Below are 22,381 nucleotides of genomic sequence, written 5' to 3'. Positions count from 1 at the left end.
TAAAAAATCCAATATGCAAAATATTGGTCTTGTTTATTTTTCACTATCGTATAAACCATCAATGTTTGAATAGGCATATCGCAAAAATAGAAAATATTGTCAGCGAAGTAGAGGCTTGGCAACAACACAGAAACAACAAAAATGGTAAAATCAATTGGCAATTTACAACAAACGATGCAAGGCAAAAACTCAGAAGACTTTATCCGTTAATTTACGATTAACATAACACTAGTAAATACTTTTATTTTCTAAGCCACAATTTTATTTTGAGTTTATGCACTCATTAATCAGTTTTAGATATAAATCTTTATTAGCATTTACAGAATATCTATCTTCTGCGGTTTTTCTGGCGGCTTTTCCTATTGTAGCTCTTAGTTCGGGTGATTCTATTAATTTGCTGATGATGTTTACCCATTCTTCGGTAGTTGCTGCGAAAAATCCATTCTCTCCATGTTGAATAATCCCTGCGTTCATCCATACTGGCGACATGATGGTTGGAACTTCAAGAGACATATATTGTAGCCCTTTTAAACCGCATTTACCTCTTGTCCATTCGTCATCCAGTTGTGGCACAATACCAATATCGAAAGAGGATATCTCCTCAACTTCTCTTTCTTTAATCCAAGCAATTCCTGTAATATTTAATTCTTTATTGATGTAGTTTCCATCTCCAATTACTTTTATGGTTATTTCATCTCCATATATTTTTTTCAGCTCAGTTAAAAACGGAATAGCTAATTCAAAATGCTGGATAGTGGTAATACTGCCACTCCAGCCAATACAGATTTTTGAAGAATTATTTTTTTTCGGAATCCGCTGATAATCAGTAGTATCAATAGTAGTTGGTACGATAAATACATTTTTATTATACTGTTTAGCATAGGTTGCTAAATAAGCGTTTCCGGCAAAAATCATATCTGAAAGTGCGATGATGCTGCTTGTTTTTTGTGCGTTTTTTAGCCAATTCAATTTTTTATTGGCTTCTGAAACATTACTTAACCAAATAGAATCATCAAAGTCAAAGATAATTTTCTTTCCTGTTTGTTTGAATTTTCGCTCAAAATAAGTAGTTCCAGTTAAAAAGGCTTCACGCTGAATAAAGATAACATCTGCATTAGCTGCTTTTCTTATGTCTTTTAAGCGTCTAATGATTGCTTTTATTAGGAGTATAAATTTTTTGAAGTAATTTCCTTTTTGATATAAGATTTTGTCGTCAGCTTCCGTTATTAGTGGGGAAAACTCTATTTCAAAGCCATTTTGGGCTAAATAATCAAAATACTGTTCAAATCTGAAGCGTTGGCTTGGGGATCTATTTTCGCGGTGAGCAGCTATAAATAAGATTTTTGGCATAGGCTTATAACTAATTTTCTATGTATAAAGCGGTTGATTGATTTGCGTTTCCTATAAACCTGCCGATGAGGTCATCTAACATCACAACGGTATGCCCCATCTGGATAAGTTCGTCTGTAACATACGCTCCAATAAATTCTGTACCTCCGGTAACTAAGGAAACTGACATTCTGAACCTGAATGGCCGCAAAAATAGAAAAAAGTCAGCCTAACTGCACTAAGTTAAAGCTATATTTTAGCTTTCTAAGAGGTTTTTAAAAGTATGGTAGTACCCAAAATGGCTACGAACTCAGTGCTTGGCTTTGAGTAAAACTTTAAGTGATAGTTTTAGGATTTGCCCCATAGTGCTGCATTGGGTAAAACGGTCATCTTGGTAATGCAAAGAGAGTTCCCGCCCCAATTGAAGGATATTTTCCGCCGGAGCTAATTCTTCTTGAACCATAACGTCCAATAAATCCTTTAAGCGATAACGCTGTGTGCGTATGCGGTACCGCATAACCGTTCTCTCTTCGTTTTGATACTGTCGTACCACTTCAGGAGTTAAAAAATTCATCCCTAAAAAGATAATAGGATTGTTTTGTTTGAAGAATTGAGGTAAATAGACATTCTTTTTTCCTTCGTAGCATTGCTGGTCAAAATCTATTGAACGCAGCCGATAATTAGTTTCTTCAAAATCCGGCGTAATATCTACCACAAAATTGTTAGAGTGCATATCTCCTAAAAGCCGAATAAAACAACGCTCATTAAACTTAATAAACTCTTTTGTTAAGCGAACGGTATCTAAGTATTTATCAGAAAGATATTGTTTGATAAATATTTCTCCCGGGATTCCGGCGATATGTTCTTCAATGAGTGTATCTTCATCATGCACTACGTAGTTAATTCGGTTAGGGGAAAGTAAGTCTTCTAACTCTAAGCCATAAACTCGGGAGGCATCTGCGCGTTTTACGTAATAATAATCAAAGTTTTCATTAAACCGGTTTACAATCCTGATTCTAAAAGGCGTTGTATTTCCATAATCGCAGACATCAATTCTATCTACATACAAATGCCTAACCAGTGATTCATCACCATTATTTTTCAGGATAGCATACATTCTGCGCAGCCCGTCATGGATTTCATACATTTCCTGCTCCGGATAAAAAACAGTTGACCATAAAGTATCTTGCCCGGACTTATCATATAAGCTGATAGATGAAGTATAACGCAGTAAACTTGCGTATTTAACCGGTAATGAACGGACACGCCCATACTGGCGCAGATAGCGCATAAATGGTAAAGTAATCCGGTAAGTACGTTTTTTTCTGGATATTAACGCCATATTTATTGTTCAGACTCACGAAGACTTTGTGCAAATCTAAGGGATTCCATAATCAACCACTTCTCCACCGGAATATCTATTCGGGCTTTTCCTAAACCATCCAATAACACAAACAAGATTGTATGAGATTTGTTTTTTTTATCATGATACATCAGTTGAATAATATCCTCATCCTCAAAACTTTGCCATACGGGAATAACAAAGTATCGTAAAATCAACGAAACGATATTGTCTAACTCGGTTGGTGATATTAACTTCATCACATAAGCAAGATATGCTTCTGCAATTATTCCAACTGCAACGGCTTCTCCATGCAATAACGATTGTTCCGGATGATGTGCCAAAAAGTATGATTCAAGTGCGTGGCCAACTGTGTGCCCCAAGTTTAGCACTTTACGAATAGACTGTTCTTGCTCGTCTTGTAAAACGATAGATGCTTTTGTTTTGATAGAATGCTCTATAAGTTGAATGAGGTTTATTTCTTCTTCGGGAGTTTCTATCAGGTTAAAGAAAGCGTCTTTATCGGCAATTAAATGATGTTTGATGATTTCGGCAAGGCCGGCACGCAGTTCTCGAATGGGAAGGGTTTCTAAAAATCCGGGAAATATAAATACTGATTTTGGATGCGCAAATGCACCAATTTGATTTTTGTAGTGGCGGAAGTCTATCCCTACTTTTCCGCCTACGGAGGCATCTACCATAGCCAATAACGTTGTGGGAACCTGAATAAACGGAACTCCACGTTTAAAGGTAGCTGCTACAAAGCCCCCTAAATCTCCTACAACGCCACCACCAACGTTTAGCAAGCAATGATTGCGGCTTGTTAGTGTATCTCCTAACCAAGTCCAAACTGGAACGCAGGCTTCTAAGGTCTTGTTATGCTCTCCAGAAATGATTTTAAATTGTTCATTATCAGCAAATTTTCTGTGGAATTTAGGTACACAAAATTGTGCCGTATTTTCATCGGCCAAAATACGAATTCCGGAAAATGGTTGCTCTTTAATCCAACTTAATAGTTCTGATAAGTCATCTATTAAAAAAACAGGATAGGTAAGTTTGGGTGCTAACTGCCTCATAAAGAAGAGTCAATATGTTCAAATATCATTTCTTCTTGATGGATTTCAAGGGAATGTTCATGAATAATTTGCATTACGTTTTGAACGAAATGAACGTTTATATTGAGTTCTTCGGCTTTTTTTAATCTGGATTCGAGTACTTCCTGCCAACGGCGGAGTTGTAAGACTGTAATTTTGTTATCTCGTTTATAGCGAGCTACTTGTCTGATAAATTGGAGGCGTTGCTGAAGCAGCTCTAAGAGTTGGGTATCAATATGGTCAATCATGGTGCGCCAGCCGAGTAAATCGTTTTGGGCGATAATATCTGGGTTTGCGCTTCTGAACACCAAGTTTTGGAGCATTTCTTGGAGCATTTTGGGGGTAATTTGCTGGTTAGAATCGCTCCATGCGCATTGTGGATTTTGGTGTACTTCTATCATCAAGCCGTTGTATTCAAGGTCAAAAGCGCGTTGGCAGATAGCGGGTATCAGTGCTGCATTTCCTGCTATGTGGCTTGGGTCGCACAAAATAGGAAGTTTAGGAAATAAGCGTTTGAGTTCAATCACAATTTCCCAGCTTGGGTCATACCTAAAAGGGGTTTTTCGGAGTGTAGAGAAGCCGCGATGTATTCCGATAAGTTTTCTAACGCCAGCTCTTTGTAGCCGTTCAAAAGCACCTATCCAGAGAGATATATCAGGATTAATGGGATTTTTTACAAATACAGGAATATTTACACCTTGGAGGGCTTGGGCTATTTCTTCAACGGCAAACGGGCTGGTAGTGGTTCTGGCTCCAAGCCATATAGCATCAATACCAATATTTAAAACGGATTCAATATGTTCAGGATAAGCTATTTCGGTGATAATTTGCAGGCCGGTTTCTTCTTTGATTCGTTTTAACCAAGCTAAGCCCGGTACGCCTACTCCTTCAAAATTACTGGGGCGTGTTCTGGGTTTCCATATTCCGGCTCGAAACATCTGCACATACGGAACATTAACTAAGTCATGCGCAACGTCTAACAACTGATTTTCTGCTTCTGCGCTGCAGGGGCCAGCAATCACAAAAGGCTCCTGAAAACCTATTGCCTTCAAATCCAAAAATTCTTCCATCTACAAATAACTCTTTTAGGCGATATATTCTACCAAGTTAAATTAACTTCAAAGTTAAGGCTTTTGCCGGAAATTTACCCTAAAAAAACACAATCTTTCAAGGCTTTACTGCCTCATTTTAGCTGCTAATTATCATAAGGATTTTTGTAAAGATTTGATTTTCAGTAGCTATCTAATGATGTATAGATATTTGCCTTCATTGGTAGCATCCAAAAAAATGAACCTTTGTGGCCAACAATAGATAAAAAGACTTTACCTTTGCAAGACTTGTATGTGGGATTCTATAGCGGAAGCAATTATACGGTTTAGAAAGTGGGCATTTGTCTTGGTCGGAATTGCTACCGCTGGAATATCGTACTTTATCTTTCGGCTGGAGTTTAATCAGGAATTTATCAAAGTTGTACCGGCGGATGACCCTGATTATGTTGTTTATACTCATTTTCGTGAAGTTTTTGGGGAGGATGGAAATACATTATTAGTTGGGCTTGCGGGAAAAACACACTCTAATTTAAAGACATTTAACGATTTATACCAGCTAAGTGAGCTATTAAAAACCCGTTCAGGAGTAACTCGGGTATTAAATTACACACATTTACCGCTACTATTAAGGGATGATAGTGCTCGGTCTTTTGTGGTAAAACCCATTACCAGCAAGCTGTTAAATTCACAACAAGAGGCTGATTCTGTATTACAAGTAATTAAAAGTCAGCCATTTTATAGAGACTTGGTCTTTAACGACTCCTATGATGTGGCACTTTTTGCTATTACGTTTAGTGACTCTGCGTTAAATACTAAGCTAAAGCATATTTTGATGCGGGAGGCGGAGGATTCGCTACGTGTCTTTGCCGGTAGAAATAATTTGACACCCCATTTTACTGGATTACCTTATGTGCGTACCTATATGATGCGCATCCTTCCTCGAGAATTGGGGATTTTTTTGGGATTAGCCTTTTTATTTTCTACGATAGCCTTTTTAGCCTTTTACAGATTTGGAGCTTCGCTCATTTTTCCCTTAGTGCTTTTAGGGATAACTGCAATCTGGACTGCCGGCCTAACCGGACTCTTTGGATACAAAATCAACATTCTTACGGGCTTATTGCCTCCTTTAATTGTAATCATCGCTATTCCTAACTGCATTTATATGCTTTCTGACTATCATATTGAGTATATAAAAATAGGAAATAAGTTAGAGGCCATCAGAAGTATGATTCATAAGTTGGGCTTGGTAACGTTTATGATTAATGCCAACACGGCTTTTGGGTTTTTAACTTTATATTATACCAATGTGCGTGTGTTACAAGAATTTGGGATTGTAGCATTTTGGGCATCAATTATCACTTATTTACTGTCTATCATTATTTTACCTGGTTTATTTGGGAGTATGCCGGCACCCACAGAAAAAACACTTCGTCATTTAGAATCCCCCTTTATTGCCCATTTTATCAATATTTTGAACAATTTGGCTCAGAAACATCATAAAGCTATCTTTGCCATAACAATTTTACTTTGCTCAATAGCCGGATTCGGGATGTATTCTCTGAAATCTATTGCTCATATTGTAGATGATTTACCGGAAGAAGCCTCCGTAGTAACTGATTTACATATAATGGAAAAAAGTTTTCACGGAGTAATGCCTTTTGAAATCGTTATAGATACCAAAAAAGAAAAAGGGTTGCACAAAATATCCGTTATCCGGAAGATAGACGAATTACAAACCAGATTAGCAAGCTACCCGGAAATATCTCGTACATTAAGTATTGCAGATGCAATGAAATGGAGCCGAATGGCCTATTTTGGCGGAGAACCAGACCAATATGCTATGCCGTCCCAAGAAGAACTCAGCTTCATAACGGACTTCTCGAAAAAACAAAACAAACAAGTGCTCCGAACCTTAGTGGATTCTACCCAGCGAACTACCCGGATAACCGGAAGTATTCAAGACATCGGCTCAGACCAAATGAAAACCTTGTTAGACTCTCTAAAAAAAGAAATAGATACAATTTTCCCCCCCGAAAACCCCAAAAGCCCAACTGTTTCTATAACCGGCACAACGACTTTATTTGTAAAAGCAAATGATTACTTAGTGAATAACTTAGCATGGAGTTTAGTGGGAACTTTTGCCATTAATGCCGTTTTGATGTACTTGTTATTCTTCTCTTTCCGAATTATGTGGATAAGTTTGGTTCCCAATATGATTCCCTTGCTAATAACAGCCGGAGTGATGGGCTTTGCCGGCATTCCTTTAAAACCTACTACGGCCTTGATTTACGGCATTGCTTTCGGTATAGCCATAGATAATTCGATACATTTTTTAGCAGCATATAGGCATCAACGAAAAAAAGGATTATCTCCCAGCGAGTCAGTTACTTTATGCTTAAAATCAACCGGAATGAGCATTATTTACACTTCTACGGTGTTATTTACCGGTTTTATTTTGTTTACTCCGTCTGTTTTTGGCGGCACCCGCGCCTTAGGGCTTTTAACAAGCGCAACATTATTTATCGCTCTGTTTACCAACCTGTTATTACTTCCCTCTTTGTTACTTGCATTTGACACTAAGCAAAAGGCTCATGAAGGTGGCCTCATAGAAGAAACAGACGACTAAACTTAATCGCTATCAAAATCACCGTAATTACTAAAGTCTAACTTATTTGAGTCGGTGTTCCTTAATTTCAATCTTTTACCATGTTTGTAGATTGATTCACGATTCCAAATTCGCTTCCAAGCTAATGACATATCATACTTGAATCGAATATTTGGATAACTTCCGGTAATTTTAAAAGTTAAAATAGTTTTTAAAAAATGAGGCGTAATCTGTAGTTTTTCCTTCATTTCTCTACGCCGCTTAACTCGCTCAAACCAAACAAAGTAGTTCATATCTAAATCATAGGTTTGATAACCACTTAAAGCTAAATTGATTAGATTTGAATAAATATTAAGTTTGGGAATATAAACAATGCGTTGATTTATCAGCATCGAATCTGCTTGCATCGTAAAACGAGTATGCTTGAGAATATCCTTACTGACAAATGGAGATAATTTGTTTAAAAGCGAAAAGCTATCCAATTTTCCCTCTTGAATATTTACTGAAATGATGGCCTTTTGATCCATAAAATCAGTTTTGAAATCATAAGGAACTGAATCTTCGTAAGTTATATGAGCCGTTAGCTTGCCGGATAAGTTTTTGTCAGTGATAAACTCTTGGCTAAAATTATTCAAAGAATAAAATAATTTTTGCAAATCTACTTTTTCTATAATAGCATTTCCTTTGACAAATCCTACTTTTTTAGAGGCTGTATTTACAGATAATTTTCCATTTATTTGACCGTTACAAATGCCGGCATGAATCGTATCAATTGTTAGAAGTTGCTGATTAACAATAACTTTTGCTGCCGGATTATTTAGCCTGAACTTTTCATAATAAATAGATTGAAAAGAGAAATCTCCGCTTAAATTCAGCAGGTCAGGGAAGCCAAAGGCCAGCCCCTTTTCCGGTTTTTGATTATCTTGAGCTAATAATTCTTGCAGGTTAAGTGTATCTCCATAAAAAGATAAAGACGCAACCAACTCCTTGTTTTTCAGGAAAATATAAGGTAATAACTCTTTTGTATTTGCCTTTCCTCTAAAAGAGCAAGTGCCAATTTTGCCATAAATTTGCTCTATTTGGGTTGAATTTGCATCAAACCCAATTCGGCTACAGATATTTTTAAATCGTAATTTATTGGAAATCAATGTAAAACTTATGGAATCTATGGTTACAAACCCGCTACTGTTGATATACATCAAGGAGTCAAAATGTGCGAGGTGGGTCATCGGAAATGTTGCAGACAAGCCAAAGTTGATTTTCCCACGCACCGCTTCTATGGGCAGCTTAGGCAGGTGAGCCATAATCGCCGGTAAAGACAAATTGGCACTAAGATCTAAGGATAGCGTAGGATTCTCAAAATTTTGCACCTTAACCGAAGCACTAAGCAAATGGTCATCTATAACAGCTCCAATATTACGAATAGTTATTCCTTGTAAACTGCTTTTATTCAGCATTTTATCAGTTATCTCTGTTTCAAAATGAATGTCTTTGAGTGAAAACTTAGGGTTCGGATGGTTTAAAACTCCGTCTAACCCTTGCACAAAAAGGTTCAATGAATTAGCATTTTTCTTTTTTAAATCACCCGAAAAATTCCCCCAAAAATTAAGATCTTGTTGAAAACTAAATACTTTTTTTGATTTTTGGGGTCGTTTAGAAGCCCAAAAACTATAAGTTTGGCTAATATCCTGAACAATTATTTTAGCTGAACCCTTAAAGCTAATTTGTTCTGAAGATTGTAAAAGGTTAGAAGTTAGTAAGATAGAATCATTTTGTTGTTTTAGAAATAAATGTAGAGATACTTTTTGGCCGCTATCAATTGTGGTAGAAAGGGATAGCTGGTCTAAGTGATACTGCTTGAAACTTAGCTGGTTAGCATTGACACTTCCGCGCAATAAAACCCGATTGGGAATCGAAAAAACAGTAGATTTAGCTCTTTTGACTTTTTTTCGACTAAAAGAAATGTTCTTAATATTTAATAATGAATCAACTGATAATGAGGGAGTTTCTAACTTGAATTGTGTAGCTAAGTAAGCCGTATTTCCTGTAAAGTAGGGCAAAAAGTTTTCACAACTTCCTGCAAAATAAAACTTTTGGTGGTTAATAGTTAGATTTAACTTATTGCATACTAATTTATTATCAGAAAAATTAAGCTGGCCATAAGGCAAAGATATATCAATATTGGGATTTAAAAAGCCAACAATTTCAATATCATTAAGTTCTAAATTTCCGGACGTTTTGAGTAAGTGTAGGGAGTCCAATTTGGCAATGTATTTCAGCGGGGCTTGCCCTGTAAAATTAATTTTTGCTAACCCAGAAGCACTTAAAATTTGATTTTGAAAAATCAAATTAGCGAATGGTTTAAAAGGAATAATGCCCTGCACGGAAATATCAGCAAACATTTGCTCAAATCGGGTAATTTTTAGCCATAAATTAAATGGTAACTTACTGTTAAAGTGAGTGTTAGCGTTAATTGTTAGCATCGACCCGGCTGCATTGTGGGTTGTTCCGTTATCATAGCGCATATCAAAAGAAAAATCATATAAAATCTCTTTCTTCTTGGAATCTAATAACTTAGCATCTTTACATTGAACAGAAAGTTCTGTATAGGGGTTTAGCACCAAGTCGTCTTTGCCGTGTATTTTTCCGGATATTTTAAAATCTCCTTTTGCTTCAAAAAAGTCTAATTGTTCGGTAACTTTTCGGGGCAAAAGGCTTAGTAATTTGCTAAACTGAATAGATTTTACCTGAAAATCCAAGTTGTAATAACGTTCTTTTCCGGTTAAAAAACTTCCAAATACCTCAAATAGAATGGACGAAATCCAAACATTTCCTTTCTTAAAAGTTAAATTTTTATCTCGTTTTCTGTAATTAAATTGAAGGTCAATTTGGACAGGTTGATTATGCAGAAATGCAGTTTCGTCTTCTTGTAAAGAATCAATTTTTCCGTATGTATTGATTACAAAGTCAATATCGTGTTTGTAAATATCATAGCTTAAATTAGCTGAATCTAAATCAAAATGATAATTTCGATTTTTGGAAAAAAACTGATAATTAAGATGTGTTTTTAAGAAAATACATTGCTTTACACGAATAAGTCCCGGCGAATGTTGGTTGGGTGAATACGGCTGAAATAATTGGAAGTTTTTATTCCCTTGATTATCAACCTTTAATTGTAGGTTCATTGAGTCTGCCTGAATCTTATCAATGGTAATTGTGTCCCAACCGGCCAAAAATTGTTTACAATCTAACTTTAATGTAACTCTACGGGCAGCCAACACCGAATCCGGATTTTGCTTTAATGTTCCGGCAACTGTTAAATTATCAAAAAAAAATATAACTGTTGGAAAATTAAGCCAATTAATTGAGTATGAATCTATTGTAGTATTAGAACGAAACAATTCACTTAGATAATGTTCACTGATTTTTTTTAGCCCGAAAGTAAAAAACAAACTTACTCCCAAGCAAAGGGTGAGAAAAATAAGTAAAAAGACTTTTAAGAAACGAAGCAAAATCAGACTAAAACTACAAAGAATATAATAACCGGCTTAGCTGAATAGGAGTGTTAATGTTAGAAACATCATATTGATAAATTCCATCTTTTGCTGTGATTATTAATTTGTTATCATAAAAAATCACATCACTGCCATCAAATGCTCCAAAGCGATTTAAGAGAGAAGCGTTTTGTGGGTTAGCAACATTAATTACCTGAATGCCTTGATTTTCACATACATAAGCGTAGTTTCCGTTTACAGCCAATCCTTTTGGGTTATTCATATTTATGCTAAAAGCACTGATGGGGGATTGTAGATTAGAGAAATCTACGATTTCAAATAGATTTATTCCGCGTTGGCAAGGGGTTCCGGTTCGCAATGTCAAGTAGGCATATCTTCCTTGCGCCACTACCGGGTCGCAGGAGGTTATATGAGAATAGGTAGAAAGCCAGACGGGATTTTCGGGATTTGCTAAGCTATAAAAAATAACTCCAGACCGTGTACCCACAAGAAGCAAAGAATCTGCCCCAAAAATAGTTTCTGGATTAGAAGTAGCTGTCTGAAAAACAGTTACTAACGTTGGTTGGGAAGGTGTGCTGACGTTCCAAACTTGTAAATTTTGGCCGTCTAATATGTATAAATAATTTCCAACAACGGTAAATGCAGAGGTAGAGCCATTTATGCCTGATGGTGAATTAACTCCAACATCACCTTGTTTGTCGCTACCACAGGACAGAAATAATGCTAACCCTATAAAAACAAGATAGTTAAATAATTGTTTCATGGCTTAAAAGCTGCATTTAGGTTTTTCCATACTAACGGCAATCCAGCCGGTAATTGTTCCTTTGGAGGAGTCGGGGCATTCAAAGTAAGTAGGGCCATTTTGGGATAAGCGCGGATATGCTGTGGGAGTGGCCGGAAGGCGATGCTGGGCAAATACATTTGGAACTTCACGAACCAAACTTACTTCCGGTAAATTACTTACGTCAAAAACAGCTAACTTATCAGCATTATTAACAAACAAAAAACCATCTTTTATAGTTAATTCTGAACTTGCCGGCACAGAAACAAACCGTAAATTCTGAGGGACTTCCGGATTTCGGTTATCAACAACATGAAAACCTCTTCCAATATCATTGATAAATAGATATTTACCCCAGAGTAATATTTTACCCGGTTTCTGAATCGTTTCGGCAGGTTTAATTTCGATTTTGTATAAATCTGCAGCAGAAATATATTGTGGCCTATACCCTGTAACATTCGGCTTTGATGAATCCGAAAACAAACTGCAACCGGATAAAACTAACCCTGAAATTAACAGACTGCCCAAATAAAAATGCCAATTCATCAAAAACAAAATAGTACGGCGAAGCATGAACAATGTTGCGAAGTTAATAAAAAACAATGCTAAATTTTTTCTATGGTTAAAAATTTGTTTTGTTAGAATTATATCATTAGATTTGCCGTGTGCCATGTTGGCGAAAGTTTTATTAAATCATGAAAAAGTTATTTTTTTTATTCATTATGTTAGTTGACTTATCAGCAAATGCCCAGAAAGTAATTTCTGTAGATAAGCTCCCTACCTCAACCGAGGAGTTTATTAAGTTTAGAGACGGGATTGCTCAGACACCTGAGGGTGGAGCGGCCGCTTTTATCGTAGCTTCTATATTGTATGCACAAAACCCGGCAATGGGCAGAGAGTGTGTGATTATCCAAACGGATATGAACCAACTTCAGCAATCAAACTCAGGATATAAAGGTTACAACTTAACATCTTCTAATGACTTTTTATTAAAGCAGTTAGACTCCCGTAAGCATATTCCAAATTCTTATGTTCAAGGGACGAGCAATGAAAGCGGTTATACGCTACCGGCGGGTGCTTTGAAAATTAAAATAGAAAGGACTGCCAAGACAGATGACGGTAAAACAAAAGTATTTGTATGGTCAACCGGAGCTGACTCTGCCAGACCGATTACACTGAAGCAAAATGACAAAGGCGTTTGGAAAGCATTTGAATTTTCTAGCTTGATGGTCGGTGTAAGGCAACCCGTGGTCAAATCAAAAGGGGACGTTGACGGAGATTTTTAAAAAAACCTTTTTCTCTTGTTACAAACCCGAGAGTAAGGATAAATGCGAAATGTTACGTTTATTTATTCTTGTTTTCGGGTTTGGTTTTTTCTACTCTGGATAGGCAAAAACTCTTTAATAAAGTTATAGAAAAAGCATATTTGCCAGCTAATTGTCTTCCGTTTACTTTTCGGTAAACCGGTAAATCAAAAAGGCACGAAACATTCCAGTCAAAAAGATTATAGTTGATTTGTGGCGTTAAAAACAGATAGTTTCCGCCAGTTGAAGTTTGGGTAATATCGTTACGTTTGTCAAAGTCCCTGTATTCGTGGCGTAGTGCTAATAATAAGGCGAGTTTGTCTTTAAATCTTTTGGACGCTACAAGGCTTGTGGTTGAGCTATTTCCATAGCGATATTTTTGGGGATTTGCGCCGTTAAATTCACTTCTATTCAACAAAATAAGCCAAACGGTTTTATCTAAAAAAGATTTACTGGTAAACAGGTGCGTAACCCCTCCAAATGCGCCGGATGTGGGTTGTAACTCTTGGGGTAACAGTACGTTGTCTTCGGAAATAGGATTTTGTGAAAAGGGAACCTTTGCGCCGGCACCTAATGTGATTTCCCACCCTTTTTCAAAATTACTGAAAACATTATATTTTCCCGAGATGACCCCGGAAGCAAAGCCTCTTCCGTTTAAACGGTATTCTTCGGAAAGATTATAAACTTGATATTTTTGGATAAAATAACCCGCTTCGATTTCTGCGGTTAATTTTGGTGTAATTCCGTAGCCCAAAATAGCTCCTAAGTAGTTAAAGCCAGCCCGTTTTAGGAGACGATAGTCAGATTTTTTAGCTCCCTCGTAGTATTGGTCTGAGTAGCTATTCCGAAAAAATGAGATAACGCGCAGTTTTTTTTTCCCGACTACGCCAAGGTTTGCACTACCTGCTACCGGATTCCCGGGTGAGCAACATTGCCCCAAAACAACGGAGTAAGTTCCTGAAATAAAGAATATAATCCCGATAACGAAACGCATTAGCCCTTGATTACAATTAAAATCGTCTTAGAAGCGGTATTGTTATGAGAGTCTTTGATAGTGCATTTTACGTCATTTTCTTTGGCGCAGCAGGTAGAGCCAATAAAAATAATTTGAGAACCTTTTCCCAATAAGGTTGCTGTTGGAGACTCCCAAATATATTGCAGGTTATCTCCTTTTGCGGTTGCTGTAATGGTTATCTCCTCGCTATTTTCAGCAATCGTTTTATTTGCTGACAAAGAAACAAACTCTAACGGAGTAGCTACGGCAATATCGGCTGTTTCTTTTTTGGTACAAGAGGAAAATAATAGCTGAAAAGCTAACATAGATAGTAAAAATACAAATGAATTACTTTTTATAAGTAACTTATTACTAATACGTTTCATGATTTTTTAAGTTAAAACAACGATAGTGTAAAGATACATTTTTTAGTTCATAATCAATCACGTTGCGCCAATCTTTAAATTAAGTTTTATTGGGGTCTAATTAATCTAAGCGAGAAATTACGATTATCTAAAAAGTATTTAGCGTATCATTTTTTCGGTACTTTGCATCGTTCAAATAAAATGAGTCGTGTATTCATCATTACTGCATTAACCATATTAGTGTTAGGCTTATTTTTTGGTTTTTGGTCATCATTACTATATCTATATCCAGATTTAAAAGTCGCTCTTGACTTTTCCAGTTTACGCCCTTTGCATGTTTCTTCTATTTTGTTTTGGATACTACTTGGGGCTACGGGTTGTGTGTACATGGCTTTGAGTGATTTAAGTAGTGGGAAGGGATTATCTTCACAACTTATTTTGCTTCAATGGATTCTGTATGTTGTTGGGCTTGCAGCTATTTATATTTCCTATTTTGGGGGAAAATTTGGGGGGCGAGAGTATTGGGAGTTTCCGCCGGTTTTAGCTTTGTTTATTGCTTTAGCTTGGGGTATTTTTATTTTTAACTTTTTTAAAGTTGCGCTTAAAATTCCGCGTTGGCCAGTTTATGTCTGGATGTGGATGACAGGAGCTATTTTCTTTGCTATCATTTTTGCAGAAAACTACTTGTGGATTTTCCCCTTTTTTAGGGAACATTTACCTACCGATATGACTATCCAGTGGAAGGTAAATGGCTCTCTTGTAGGAGCTTGGAATCAACTGCTTTATGGAACAGCATTTTATATAACAGATAAAATAAGCGGAAACAATAATAATGGAAACAGCCGAATCGCTTTTGTGATGTATTTTTTAGGGCTATTTAATTTGATGTTTAATTGGGGACACCACGTTTATACGCTGCCTACCCAAAATTATGTAAAATACACCGGCTATTTAGTGAGTATGACCGAATGGGTTTTCTTCCTGAAAATTATCTATACATGGAAAAAATCCTTATTAGAATACCAAAAAAACCATCATTTAATATCGTATAGATTTATCATCGCCTCTGAATTTTGGGTGTTTTTGAATATGTTTCAGGCGCTTTTGATGTCTATCCCAGCACTTAATATCTACACACATGGAACGCATATAACTGTTGCTCACGCTATGGGAACAACCATTGGCATTAATTCGATGATTTTAATGGCTACTTTCTTCTTTTTTACGGAAAATAAAACATATAATCAGCATAAACTACTCAACATAACGTTTTATACACTACAAGTTTCGCTGTTGGTATTCTGGCTTTCTTTGAATATTGCCGGAATCCAAAAGGGATTTTGGCAGCTATCTGAAAACCGAAGTGCATTCAGTACAATGATGGAGCAGCTAAGACCTTACTTCGGCTTAGCGTCTATTTCCGGCTTAGTTATGATGATAGCTTTTGAAGTGTTAGCATATTATTTACTAACAGATTATATCCGTGCAATTCGTGCAAAAGGTAAAAATATCCTTTCGCAGCCATAAAATTAACTGTCTATGGAATAACAACAAGTTGGTGTGTCTCGATAATCCCATTTTGCTGTAAAGATATTTTGTAATTTCCAGAGGAACAATTAGTTAGTGGGATTTTGATTTGTTGATGCCCCGTTCCCAAGTGTTGGGTTTGCCAAATAGTTTTCCCTAAAGCATCACGTAAGATAATTGTTACCGGAATGTTGTTTATTCCTTCCCAAGTTAGGTTTGTATAGTTTGTTGCCGGATTTGGGTAAAGCTGGCTATGGAGTTTTGAGTTTAGATTTTCTCTGGAAACAGTTACCGGTAAATTGGTTTCAAAGATTCCGCTGCCATGTGTAGCCACTACAAAATAGCCATCGCTGGGGCGGTAGTCCATCATAACCACAACGGTATTTCCTATCACGTCTTGCCCCTCCTGAACCCATGTTGTAGCTGATCCATTTAAAGTGTTGGTAGAATATAGGCCGGTGCTTGTGCCCACAAAGTACCAAAGGCTTGTATCTACCTGCGCAATGGTTACCCAGCGGCATGAAGGGCCGTTTCCGCTACCGTTGGGGTTTTGCTCTAAATTACCGCCTACGGATGTCCATGTATTTCCCTTATCAGTAGAGTAAAACAGACTGAGAGCACCATAATTTGTGAATACAATCATCAAATTATCAGGATTTTTAGGGTCTATGGCAATGCAGTTAATGTATCCCGGAAATGGGAAGTTACTATCTGTAATTTCCGCAATAGTTGGGTTTGTAGATTGTGCATTTTCGATCCTAAAAAGCTGCCCTTCGTCTGTTCCTGCGTAAACTCGGGTTGGTGTTTGGGGATCAACTCCAATAGCAGAATATTTTCCGGTTACTAATGTATCTCCAACTTTTTGCCAGTTTATGGTGGTAGAATCCCACGTATTATTCATTGGGATTTGGCTGACATCAGAATTAAACCAAAGTTGTTTGCCTCCAGCTAAGTAAATTTGACGTTCATTTTGTGGGTTCAATACAAATGGATTTATGAATTGATACCCGCTGCCTCCGGCCGGGTCAATTCGTACCCAGCCGGTTGCTTGTCCTTGATTATTAACGTTCATACGAAGCATCTTTCCTTGCTGACGGGAGAAATAACATTCTTGTCCATCATTTAGGATGTAGCAATAGGATCCGTCTCCGGAAGAAGGCATTGTCCAAACGGCAGTAGGAGAGGCTTGATTACCCCACCATGAACCGTTATCTTGGTATCCGCCAATAATAGTTTTATCCCCATGTTTTTGATGATTAACAGCTATCGTGTATAGCTGGCACGTAATGTAGCCGCGATTTAGGCTTTCCCAAGTGATAGAAGGGCTGGCTGTAATGTCATTTGTTTTGTAAAGCCCGCCGTCTGCATTGGAATAGGCTACTTTTTTATTACTGGGGCTGAATATAATTCCGTGCTGGTCAGGGTGCTGGTTTGGATACAACTCGAAATACGGCATAACTGTACCGGGTTTGTAGCCACCGCAGTGCTGTACTAAACTTTTGGTTTTAAAGGCATCTGTAGAACGGAATAAATTTGTTCCACCCACAAAAACCATATTGGTATCTCCCTGCATTACCTTAACGAAAAAGTTATAGCCGCCTTGTGCGTTAAAATTACCAAATTGCCCTCCATTATCAGGTAAAGCGGCAGAACGTTCTTCCCAAATTCCTTCATTACCAGAACCATTGCCGCTTAGGTAGGTATATTTCCAAAGACTGTTATATTCTTCATCTCCTTCAAAATTGGTTGTTTTTTGCCCGTAATTTGGAGTATGGGCTAAGAACCAGACTACGTCTTCTCGGTTAGGGTCTATTCCAATCACAATACGTTCATAATCTGCGGGAAAATTTGCCGGCAAGATATTAGTCCAATTTACGCCGTCCGTAGAACGCCAAACGCCTTTTTGTAAGCCATCACTACTTAATGCAGCATAAACAACACCGGTAGAAGTTACGGCTACGTCTGTAAAGTAAGAAAATCTATTAAAGGCACTTCCGCGTACCAATGACCATGATGCGCCACCATTAATGCTTCTGAAAATTGACCCATAAGTAGCAGCATATACTTCATCTTCGGTTGTGTTGGATGGGTCAATTTGGATATTCCAGACTAAGTCCCAAGTTTGGTCAAAAGTAGTTGTATTTGCTGATGTTGTGCTGGATAAAACTGACCATGAGGCTCCATTATCGGTGGATTTAAAGACACCTTGCCCTAAGAAATAAGCACCGCTTGCGGAGGCTGAGTTTCCGTAGGCTTCACCGGTTCCATAATACCAAATATTCGTTTTGCCGAGTCTGGTATCTTGAACCAAACAGGAAACCCCCGGATGTTGGTCAGCTTGGGTTATCTTCTCCCAGCTTTGCCCGGCATCTATTGATTTCCATATGCCGCCGGAAACGCCCCCTGCTATTAACGTGTTTTCGTTGGTAACGTCCATTGCTAAGGCGCGAGTTCTGCCACCAACGTTCCAAGGGCCTCGACTTTGCCATACAAAATCGGCTACCTTGTTATCCCGTTTCGGTAAAGTTTGCGCAAAACGTAACTCCAAAGAACGTATATTACGGGGAATTGTTCCAGTCTTAGGGTCTCGTAATTGCTTCCAAATCTGAAGATGACGTTCTCCCAAATTCTCAGAAAGCCCTCCTGAAGAATAAGAATATTCCCGTTTAGTCGGTTTATTAGCCAAATTATCTGAAGTACTCCAAACAACTAATCCCGAGTAGAAGCCAGATATAATGACCACATAAAATAGCAATAACGCACGATTTGTCATGCCCCGAAGTTAGGATGTTTTTGGGAAATATTTACCTGAAATTAAATTTAAGCAGTACAAGTCTTATGTCGTTATATCAATATTGCGCGTAGGTAAGACAAAATTTATGCTTGGGTTGCAACAAGTACTCAATTTACTACCTTTGCATATATGCGAAAGAAAATTCGTCCTGTAATTCTTGGGCTGGTTACGATAGTGTTAATTGTTTTATTAGGAAAAAAATGGGGTATGGTGCCTCCGATAGGGAATTTATTTTCACCGTATTCTGGATTTTGGCGAAATATTGAAACCGAAAACCCCGCTCAAGAAGCACGAATAAACCTCTCTGCTCTAAAGAGTGGTGTTCAAGTTGTGTTTGATGACCGTCTTGTGCCGCATATTTTTGCCGGAAACAGGCATGATTTAATGTTTATGCAAGGATACTTACACGCTCGTTTTAGGCTCTGGCAGATGGAATTTCAAACCTACGCAGCCGCCGGAAGAATCTCGGAAGTCATCGGTGAAAAAGCTATTTCTTTTGATAAGTTCCGCAGACGCTACGGAATGGTAACCGGCGCACAGCATACCTTAGATTCCGTAATGGCAAATCCCGTTACAAGGGATATTTTATTGGCTTATACTGAGGGTGTTAATACATATATCAACGCTCTAAAACCGGCAAATTATCCGGTAGAATACAAAATATTAGATTACGCACCAGAACCTTGGACACCTTTAAAATGTGCATTATTGCTAAAATACATGGCTTATGATTTATCCGGTGAGCCGGAAGACCATTTACTTAGTGGTGTAGCACAAAAATATGGCAAAGAAGTAGCCGAAAATTTATTTCCAAATTATCCCAAAATCATGGAGCCGATTCATCCCAAACGGGAAAAATGGGATTTTGAACCACTGCCTATTCCGGAAGTTCCTAATGACTCTTTTAACCATAACCCAAATACTACTACCAAATCCGGCAAGAGAACAGATGAAACCATTATTAATTCCGCTATGGATAAGTCTGTTAAGGGGAGCAATAACTGGGTTGTTAGCGGCAGTAAGTCTGCTACAGGCCATCCTATTTTGGCTAATGACCCGCATCTTTCTTTAAACCTACCTTCAATTTGGTACGAATGCCAATTAACCCTTCCGATTTCTAATGTGTATGGAGTATCACTGCCGGGAGCACCGGGCATCATTATAGGCTTTAATGATTCCATAGCTTGGGGGGTTACCAACGTTGCCCCAGATGTTGTAGATCTATATGCAATCACCTTTAAAGATTCTACTCGAAAAAACTATTGGCATGATAATCAATGGAAACCTGTAAAAGTCAGAATAGATACAATTTTGGTTCGCAACAAGCCACCGGTTTTAGATACAATTTATGAAACGCATCATGGCCCTATTTTGGCTAAAGATTCAGATATAAATCCAGTAGCCGGAAATATTCCAAATTGGCATGCTTTTAAGTGGATAGCGCACCAAGGTTCTAATGAAGTATTAACGTTTTACCGGTTAAACAATGCACATAATTACACAGATTACTTAGAGGCACTCAAATCTTATGCTTGCCCGGCACAAAACTTTGTCTATGCTGACCAGCACAATATAGCCTTGTGGAGCAACGGAAAATATGTGCTGCGCTGGAAAGAACAAGGAAAATATATCTCTGATGGGTCAAACCCTGCTTATGATTGGAACCAATATATTCCACAAAGCCATAATCCGCATACGCTTAATCCTGAAAGAGGCTTTTTAAGTTCTGCAAACCAATTTCCGGCTGGGCCGGATTATCCATACTACTTGGAATGGTCTTTTGAGTCTTTTGAACGGGGGATGCGCATCAACGACCGTTTGCGGGCTATGAACAACGTTACCCCAGATAGCTTCCGTAATTTACAAACAGATAACTTTAATTATCACGCAAAAACGGTTTTGCCAACATTACTAACCTATATGCGGGCAGAAAAAGATTTGCCCGAAGGGGCAAAATTGCTGTTAGATTCACTGAATAATTGGAACTATTTTAATCACGCAGCATCTATACCGACCACAATCTTTGCCCATTGGTGGAAACAGCTAACTATCAATATTTGGGACGATGAACTTGGCGCTGAAACCATGCGTTACCCTACCCGAGATAGAACTGCTCAGTTTATCCTAAATGATACATCTGCCAGATGGTTTGACAATGTGAATACTCCTCATAAAGAAGTTTGCAGTGAAATTATCAGGCTTAGTTTGATCCAGACCTATGATACCTTAGTCAGTAGATATGGAAAGCCCATTTCCAATACTTGGCGTTGGGCAAATTACAAGAGTACTGATATTTTGCATATTGCGCGGCTACCCGGCTTTGGTGAAATGAATTTAGAAGTAGGCGGCGGAGTCGGCATCGTTAATGCGATAACGGAACGCACCGGCCCCTCATGGAGAATGGTCGTTGCACTTGGCCCAACTATCAATGCTTTCGGCACTTACCCCGGCGGCCAATCCGGAAACCCCGGAAGCTATTATTATGACAACTTTATCCCAACATGGACACAGGGAAATCTCTCCCCATTATTCTTCTTGAAAAAGCCCACCGATAGCATTCAAAATCAAAAGCCTACGCTCGAAACATATAGCCCGTAAGGGTAATAAAATACCTGAGCGTGTTGCATAACCTCTAAATCTTTAAAAAAGCCCAAATTTTCTCCCGTTCAAAATAAATTTTGATTTTTTGGGGAGTTTTTTTACATTTTACGTCTTTTTTTGTGGGTGTGGGGTTTCATTTTTTATGTTTTTGCCCCTTTTTCGCCTCATTTTTACCAATTGGGCGTATTTTGGGCCTACAGGCTTAAAATAGCTGCATTTGAGGTGGTGCCGTTTTTGGTGTTAACATATTGTTTACTAATAGCTTAGGTAACCTATACAGGTTGTATGCAATTGCTTCCAGGGCGTGCTGGGCGTGGGTTTTGGCGATGCCCACATAGCGGGCGGTGCCGCCGCCGAACCAGCTTTTGGTGCCGGCAAAGGTGCGCTCTATTTTGTAGCGGTGTTTGCCGCAGAGTTGGTTGAATTTGAGTTGTAATTTTGTTAAGGGTTTGTTTTTCACTGCTTTATAACACACTCTATCTTTAAGTCCCTTCGCTTTGAGGTAGGTGGTATGGGCTTTGGATTTGTAGGCTTTGTCGGCATAGATGGCGACTTTTGGGGGAACTTGTGCCTTGGTTATCAATGTGTTAAAGTGGTTATGGTCATGGACGTTGGCGGGTGTGGTCTCCAGGGCAAGGACCAATCCGTTGCCGTCGGTAATAACGTGTTTTTTGTAGCCAAAGCGGGTTTCTTTGCCTTTTTTGAGCCAGCGGGCTTCGTCGTCCACGCCAGGTTGATTTACTTTAACAAGCTTTAATTCAGCCGTTTGTGTTTGTATAGCTTCTTCCGTTTGTTCGTTTTCTTTTCTGTCTTCGGCAATTTCGTAGGTGGGTTTTCCGGTGGGTTTGCGGGGGCTGTCGGTAATGGAGGCATCTATTATGCAGCCGGATTTTACCGTAATAGCATGTTTATCAAGCTGTTGGTTAAGTTCTTGCAACAGCAAGTCGTAGGCATTGCTTCCTGCCAGTTCGTTGCGGAAGCGGCACAGGGTGCTGTGGTCGGGTACTTCGTCTTCAAGACTCAGCCCAACGAAGGTCATCCAGCTTAAATCGGTGTTGGTCCTGTCTTCTATGTCTCTGTC

At 38.3% G+C, this 22,381-nt stretch carries 17 protein-coding genes; 5 read left to right on the top strand and 12 right to left on the bottom strand.

What is annotated here, in order from left to right; genetic code table 11:
* Nucleotides 1–221 (top strand): hypothetical protein (locus LC115_01060; GenBank protein MCZ2355270.1); only part of this gene is annotated, 221 nt, incomplete at its 5' end.
* 40 nt (nt 222–261) lie between these two features.
* On the opposite strand, the gene LC115_01055 is transcribed toward LC115_01060, so the two are convergent.
* The 5 genes from LC115_01055 to LC115_01035 form a co-directional block, all read right to left on the bottom strand.
* Complete coding sequence (locus LC115_01055; GenBank protein MCZ2355269.1) at nt 262–1,350, bottom strand: glycosyltransferase family 4 protein; 1,089 nt, start codon at nt 1,348–1,350, stop codon at nt 262–264.
* A 10-nt stretch (nt 1,351–1,360) separates the two neighbouring features.
* The gene (locus LC115_01050) at nt 1,361–1,519 is read right to left on the bottom strand and encodes an NAD-dependent epimerase/dehydratase family protein (protein ID MCZ2355268.1); all 159 of its coding nucleotides are present in this window, start codon (nt 1,517–1,519) and stop codon (nt 1,361–1,363) included.
* A 120-nt stretch (nt 1,520–1,639) separates the two neighbouring features.
* On the bottom strand, nt 1,640–2,671 hold the full coding sequence (locus LC115_01045) for a hypothetical protein (protein ID MCZ2355267.1): 1,032 nt from the start codon (nt 2,669–2,671) through the stop codon (nt 1,640–1,642).
* Nucleotides 2,672–2,673: 2 nt separating this feature from the next.
* On the bottom strand, nt 2,674–3,747 hold the full coding sequence (aroB, locus tag LC115_01040; protein ID MCZ2355266.1) for a 3-dehydroquinate synthase: 1,074 nt from the start codon (nt 3,745–3,747) through the stop codon (nt 2,674–2,676).
* A complete protein-coding gene (locus LC115_01035; protein MCZ2355265.1) occupies nt 3,744–4,835 on the bottom strand; it encodes a bifunctional 3-deoxy-7-phosphoheptulonate synthase/chorismate mutase type II in 1,092 nt (363 codons plus the stop codon). Before LC115_01035 ends, aroB begins: the two co-directional genes overlap by 4 nt.
* 271 nt (nt 4,836–5,106) lie before the next feature.
* On the opposite strand from LC115_01035, the gene LC115_01030 reads away from it, so the two are divergent.
* The gene (locus LC115_01030) at nt 5,107–7,440 is read left to right on the top strand and encodes an MMPL family transporter (GenBank protein MCZ2355264.1); all 2,334 of its coding nucleotides are present in this window, start codon (nt 5,107–5,109) and stop codon (nt 7,438–7,440) included.
* 2 nt (nt 7,441–7,442) lie between these two features.
* Here LC115_01030 and LC115_01025 read toward each other — a convergent pair whose 3' ends face one another.
* The 3 genes from LC115_01025 to LC115_01015 all read right to left on the bottom strand — a co-directional run bounded on the left by LC115_01025 (nt 7,443) and on the right by LC115_01015 (nt 12,288).
* Nucleotides 7,443–10,871 carry a hypothetical protein gene (locus LC115_01025; GenBank protein MCZ2355263.1) on the bottom strand — a complete coding sequence of 1,143 codons (3,429 nt, stop codon included), beginning with the start codon at nt 10,869–10,871 and terminating at the stop codon, nt 7,443–7,445.
* A 73-nt stretch (nt 10,872–10,944) separates the two neighbouring features.
* Nucleotides 10,945–11,697, bottom strand: a complete 753-nt coding sequence (locus LC115_01020; GenBank protein ID MCZ2355262.1) for a hypothetical protein — start codon at nt 11,695–11,697, stop codon at nt 10,945–10,947.
* Nucleotides 11,698–11,700: 3 nt separating this feature from the next.
* Entirely contained in the window at nt 11,701–12,288 is a 588-nt protein-coding gene (locus LC115_01015) for a hypothetical protein (GenBank protein MCZ2355261.1), read from the bottom strand.
* Nucleotides 12,289–12,410: 122 nt separating this feature from the next.
* Here LC115_01015 and LC115_01010 point away from each other — a divergent pair, with 122 nt between their 5' ends.
* The gene (locus LC115_01010; GenBank protein ID MCZ2355260.1) at nt 12,411–13,001 is read left to right on the top strand and encodes a hypothetical protein; all 591 of its coding nucleotides are present in this window, start codon (nt 12,411–12,413) and stop codon (nt 12,999–13,001) included.
* Between the two features lie 58 nt (nt 13,002–13,059).
* Here the strand turns inward: LC115_01010 and LC115_01005 are convergent, their stop codons facing one another.
* Together LC115_01005 and LC115_01000 are read right to left on the bottom strand one after the other, a co-directional pair.
* On the bottom strand, nt 13,060–14,013 hold the full coding sequence (locus tag LC115_01005) for a hypothetical protein (protein MCZ2355259.1): 954 nt from the start codon (nt 14,011–14,013) through the stop codon (nt 13,060–13,062).
* Complete coding sequence (locus LC115_01000; protein ID MCZ2355258.1) at nt 14,013–14,399, bottom strand: hypothetical protein; 387 nt, start codon at nt 14,397–14,399, stop codon at nt 14,013–14,015. Before LC115_01000 ends, LC115_01005 begins: the two co-directional genes overlap by 1 nt.
* Nucleotides 14,400–14,579: 180 nt before the next feature.
* On the opposite strand from LC115_01000, the gene LC115_00995 reads away from it, so the two are divergent.
* The gene (locus LC115_00995) at nt 14,580–15,905 is read left to right on the top strand and encodes a cbb3-type cytochrome c oxidase subunit I (GenBank protein ID MCZ2355257.1); all 1,326 of its coding nucleotides are present in this window, start codon (nt 14,580–14,582) and stop codon (nt 15,903–15,905) included.
* A 10-nt stretch (nt 15,906–15,915) separates the two neighbouring features.
* Here LC115_00995 and LC115_00990 read toward each other — a convergent pair whose 3' ends face one another.
* Nucleotides 15,916–18,678, bottom strand: a complete 2,763-nt coding sequence (locus LC115_00990) for a T9SS type A sorting domain-containing protein (protein ID MCZ2355256.1) — start codon at nt 18,676–18,678, stop codon at nt 15,916–15,918.
* A 150-nt stretch (nt 18,679–18,828) separates the two neighbouring features.
* Between LC115_00990 and LC115_00985 the strand changes: the two genes are divergently transcribed.
* Nucleotides 18,829–21,297, top strand: a complete 2,469-nt coding sequence (locus tag LC115_00985; GenBank protein ID MCZ2355255.1) for a penicillin acylase family protein — start codon at nt 18,829–18,831, stop codon at nt 21,295–21,297.
* Nucleotides 21,298–21,502: 205 nt separating this feature from the next.
* Here the strand turns inward: LC115_00985 and LC115_00980 are convergent.
* Nucleotides 21,503–22,381: IS5 family transposase (locus tag LC115_00980; protein MCZ2355254.1), on the bottom strand; the 879-nt coding region annotated here is incomplete at its 5' end.

Source organism: Bacteroidia bacterium (genome assembly GCA_026932145.1).
In the GTDB taxonomy this organism is placed as follows: domain Bacteria; phylum Bacteroidota; class Bacteroidia; order J057; family JAIXKT01; genus JAIXKT01.
The sequence above is the reverse complement of the archived record's forward strand: the minus strand, read 5'-3'. Positions and strand labels throughout refer to the sequence as shown.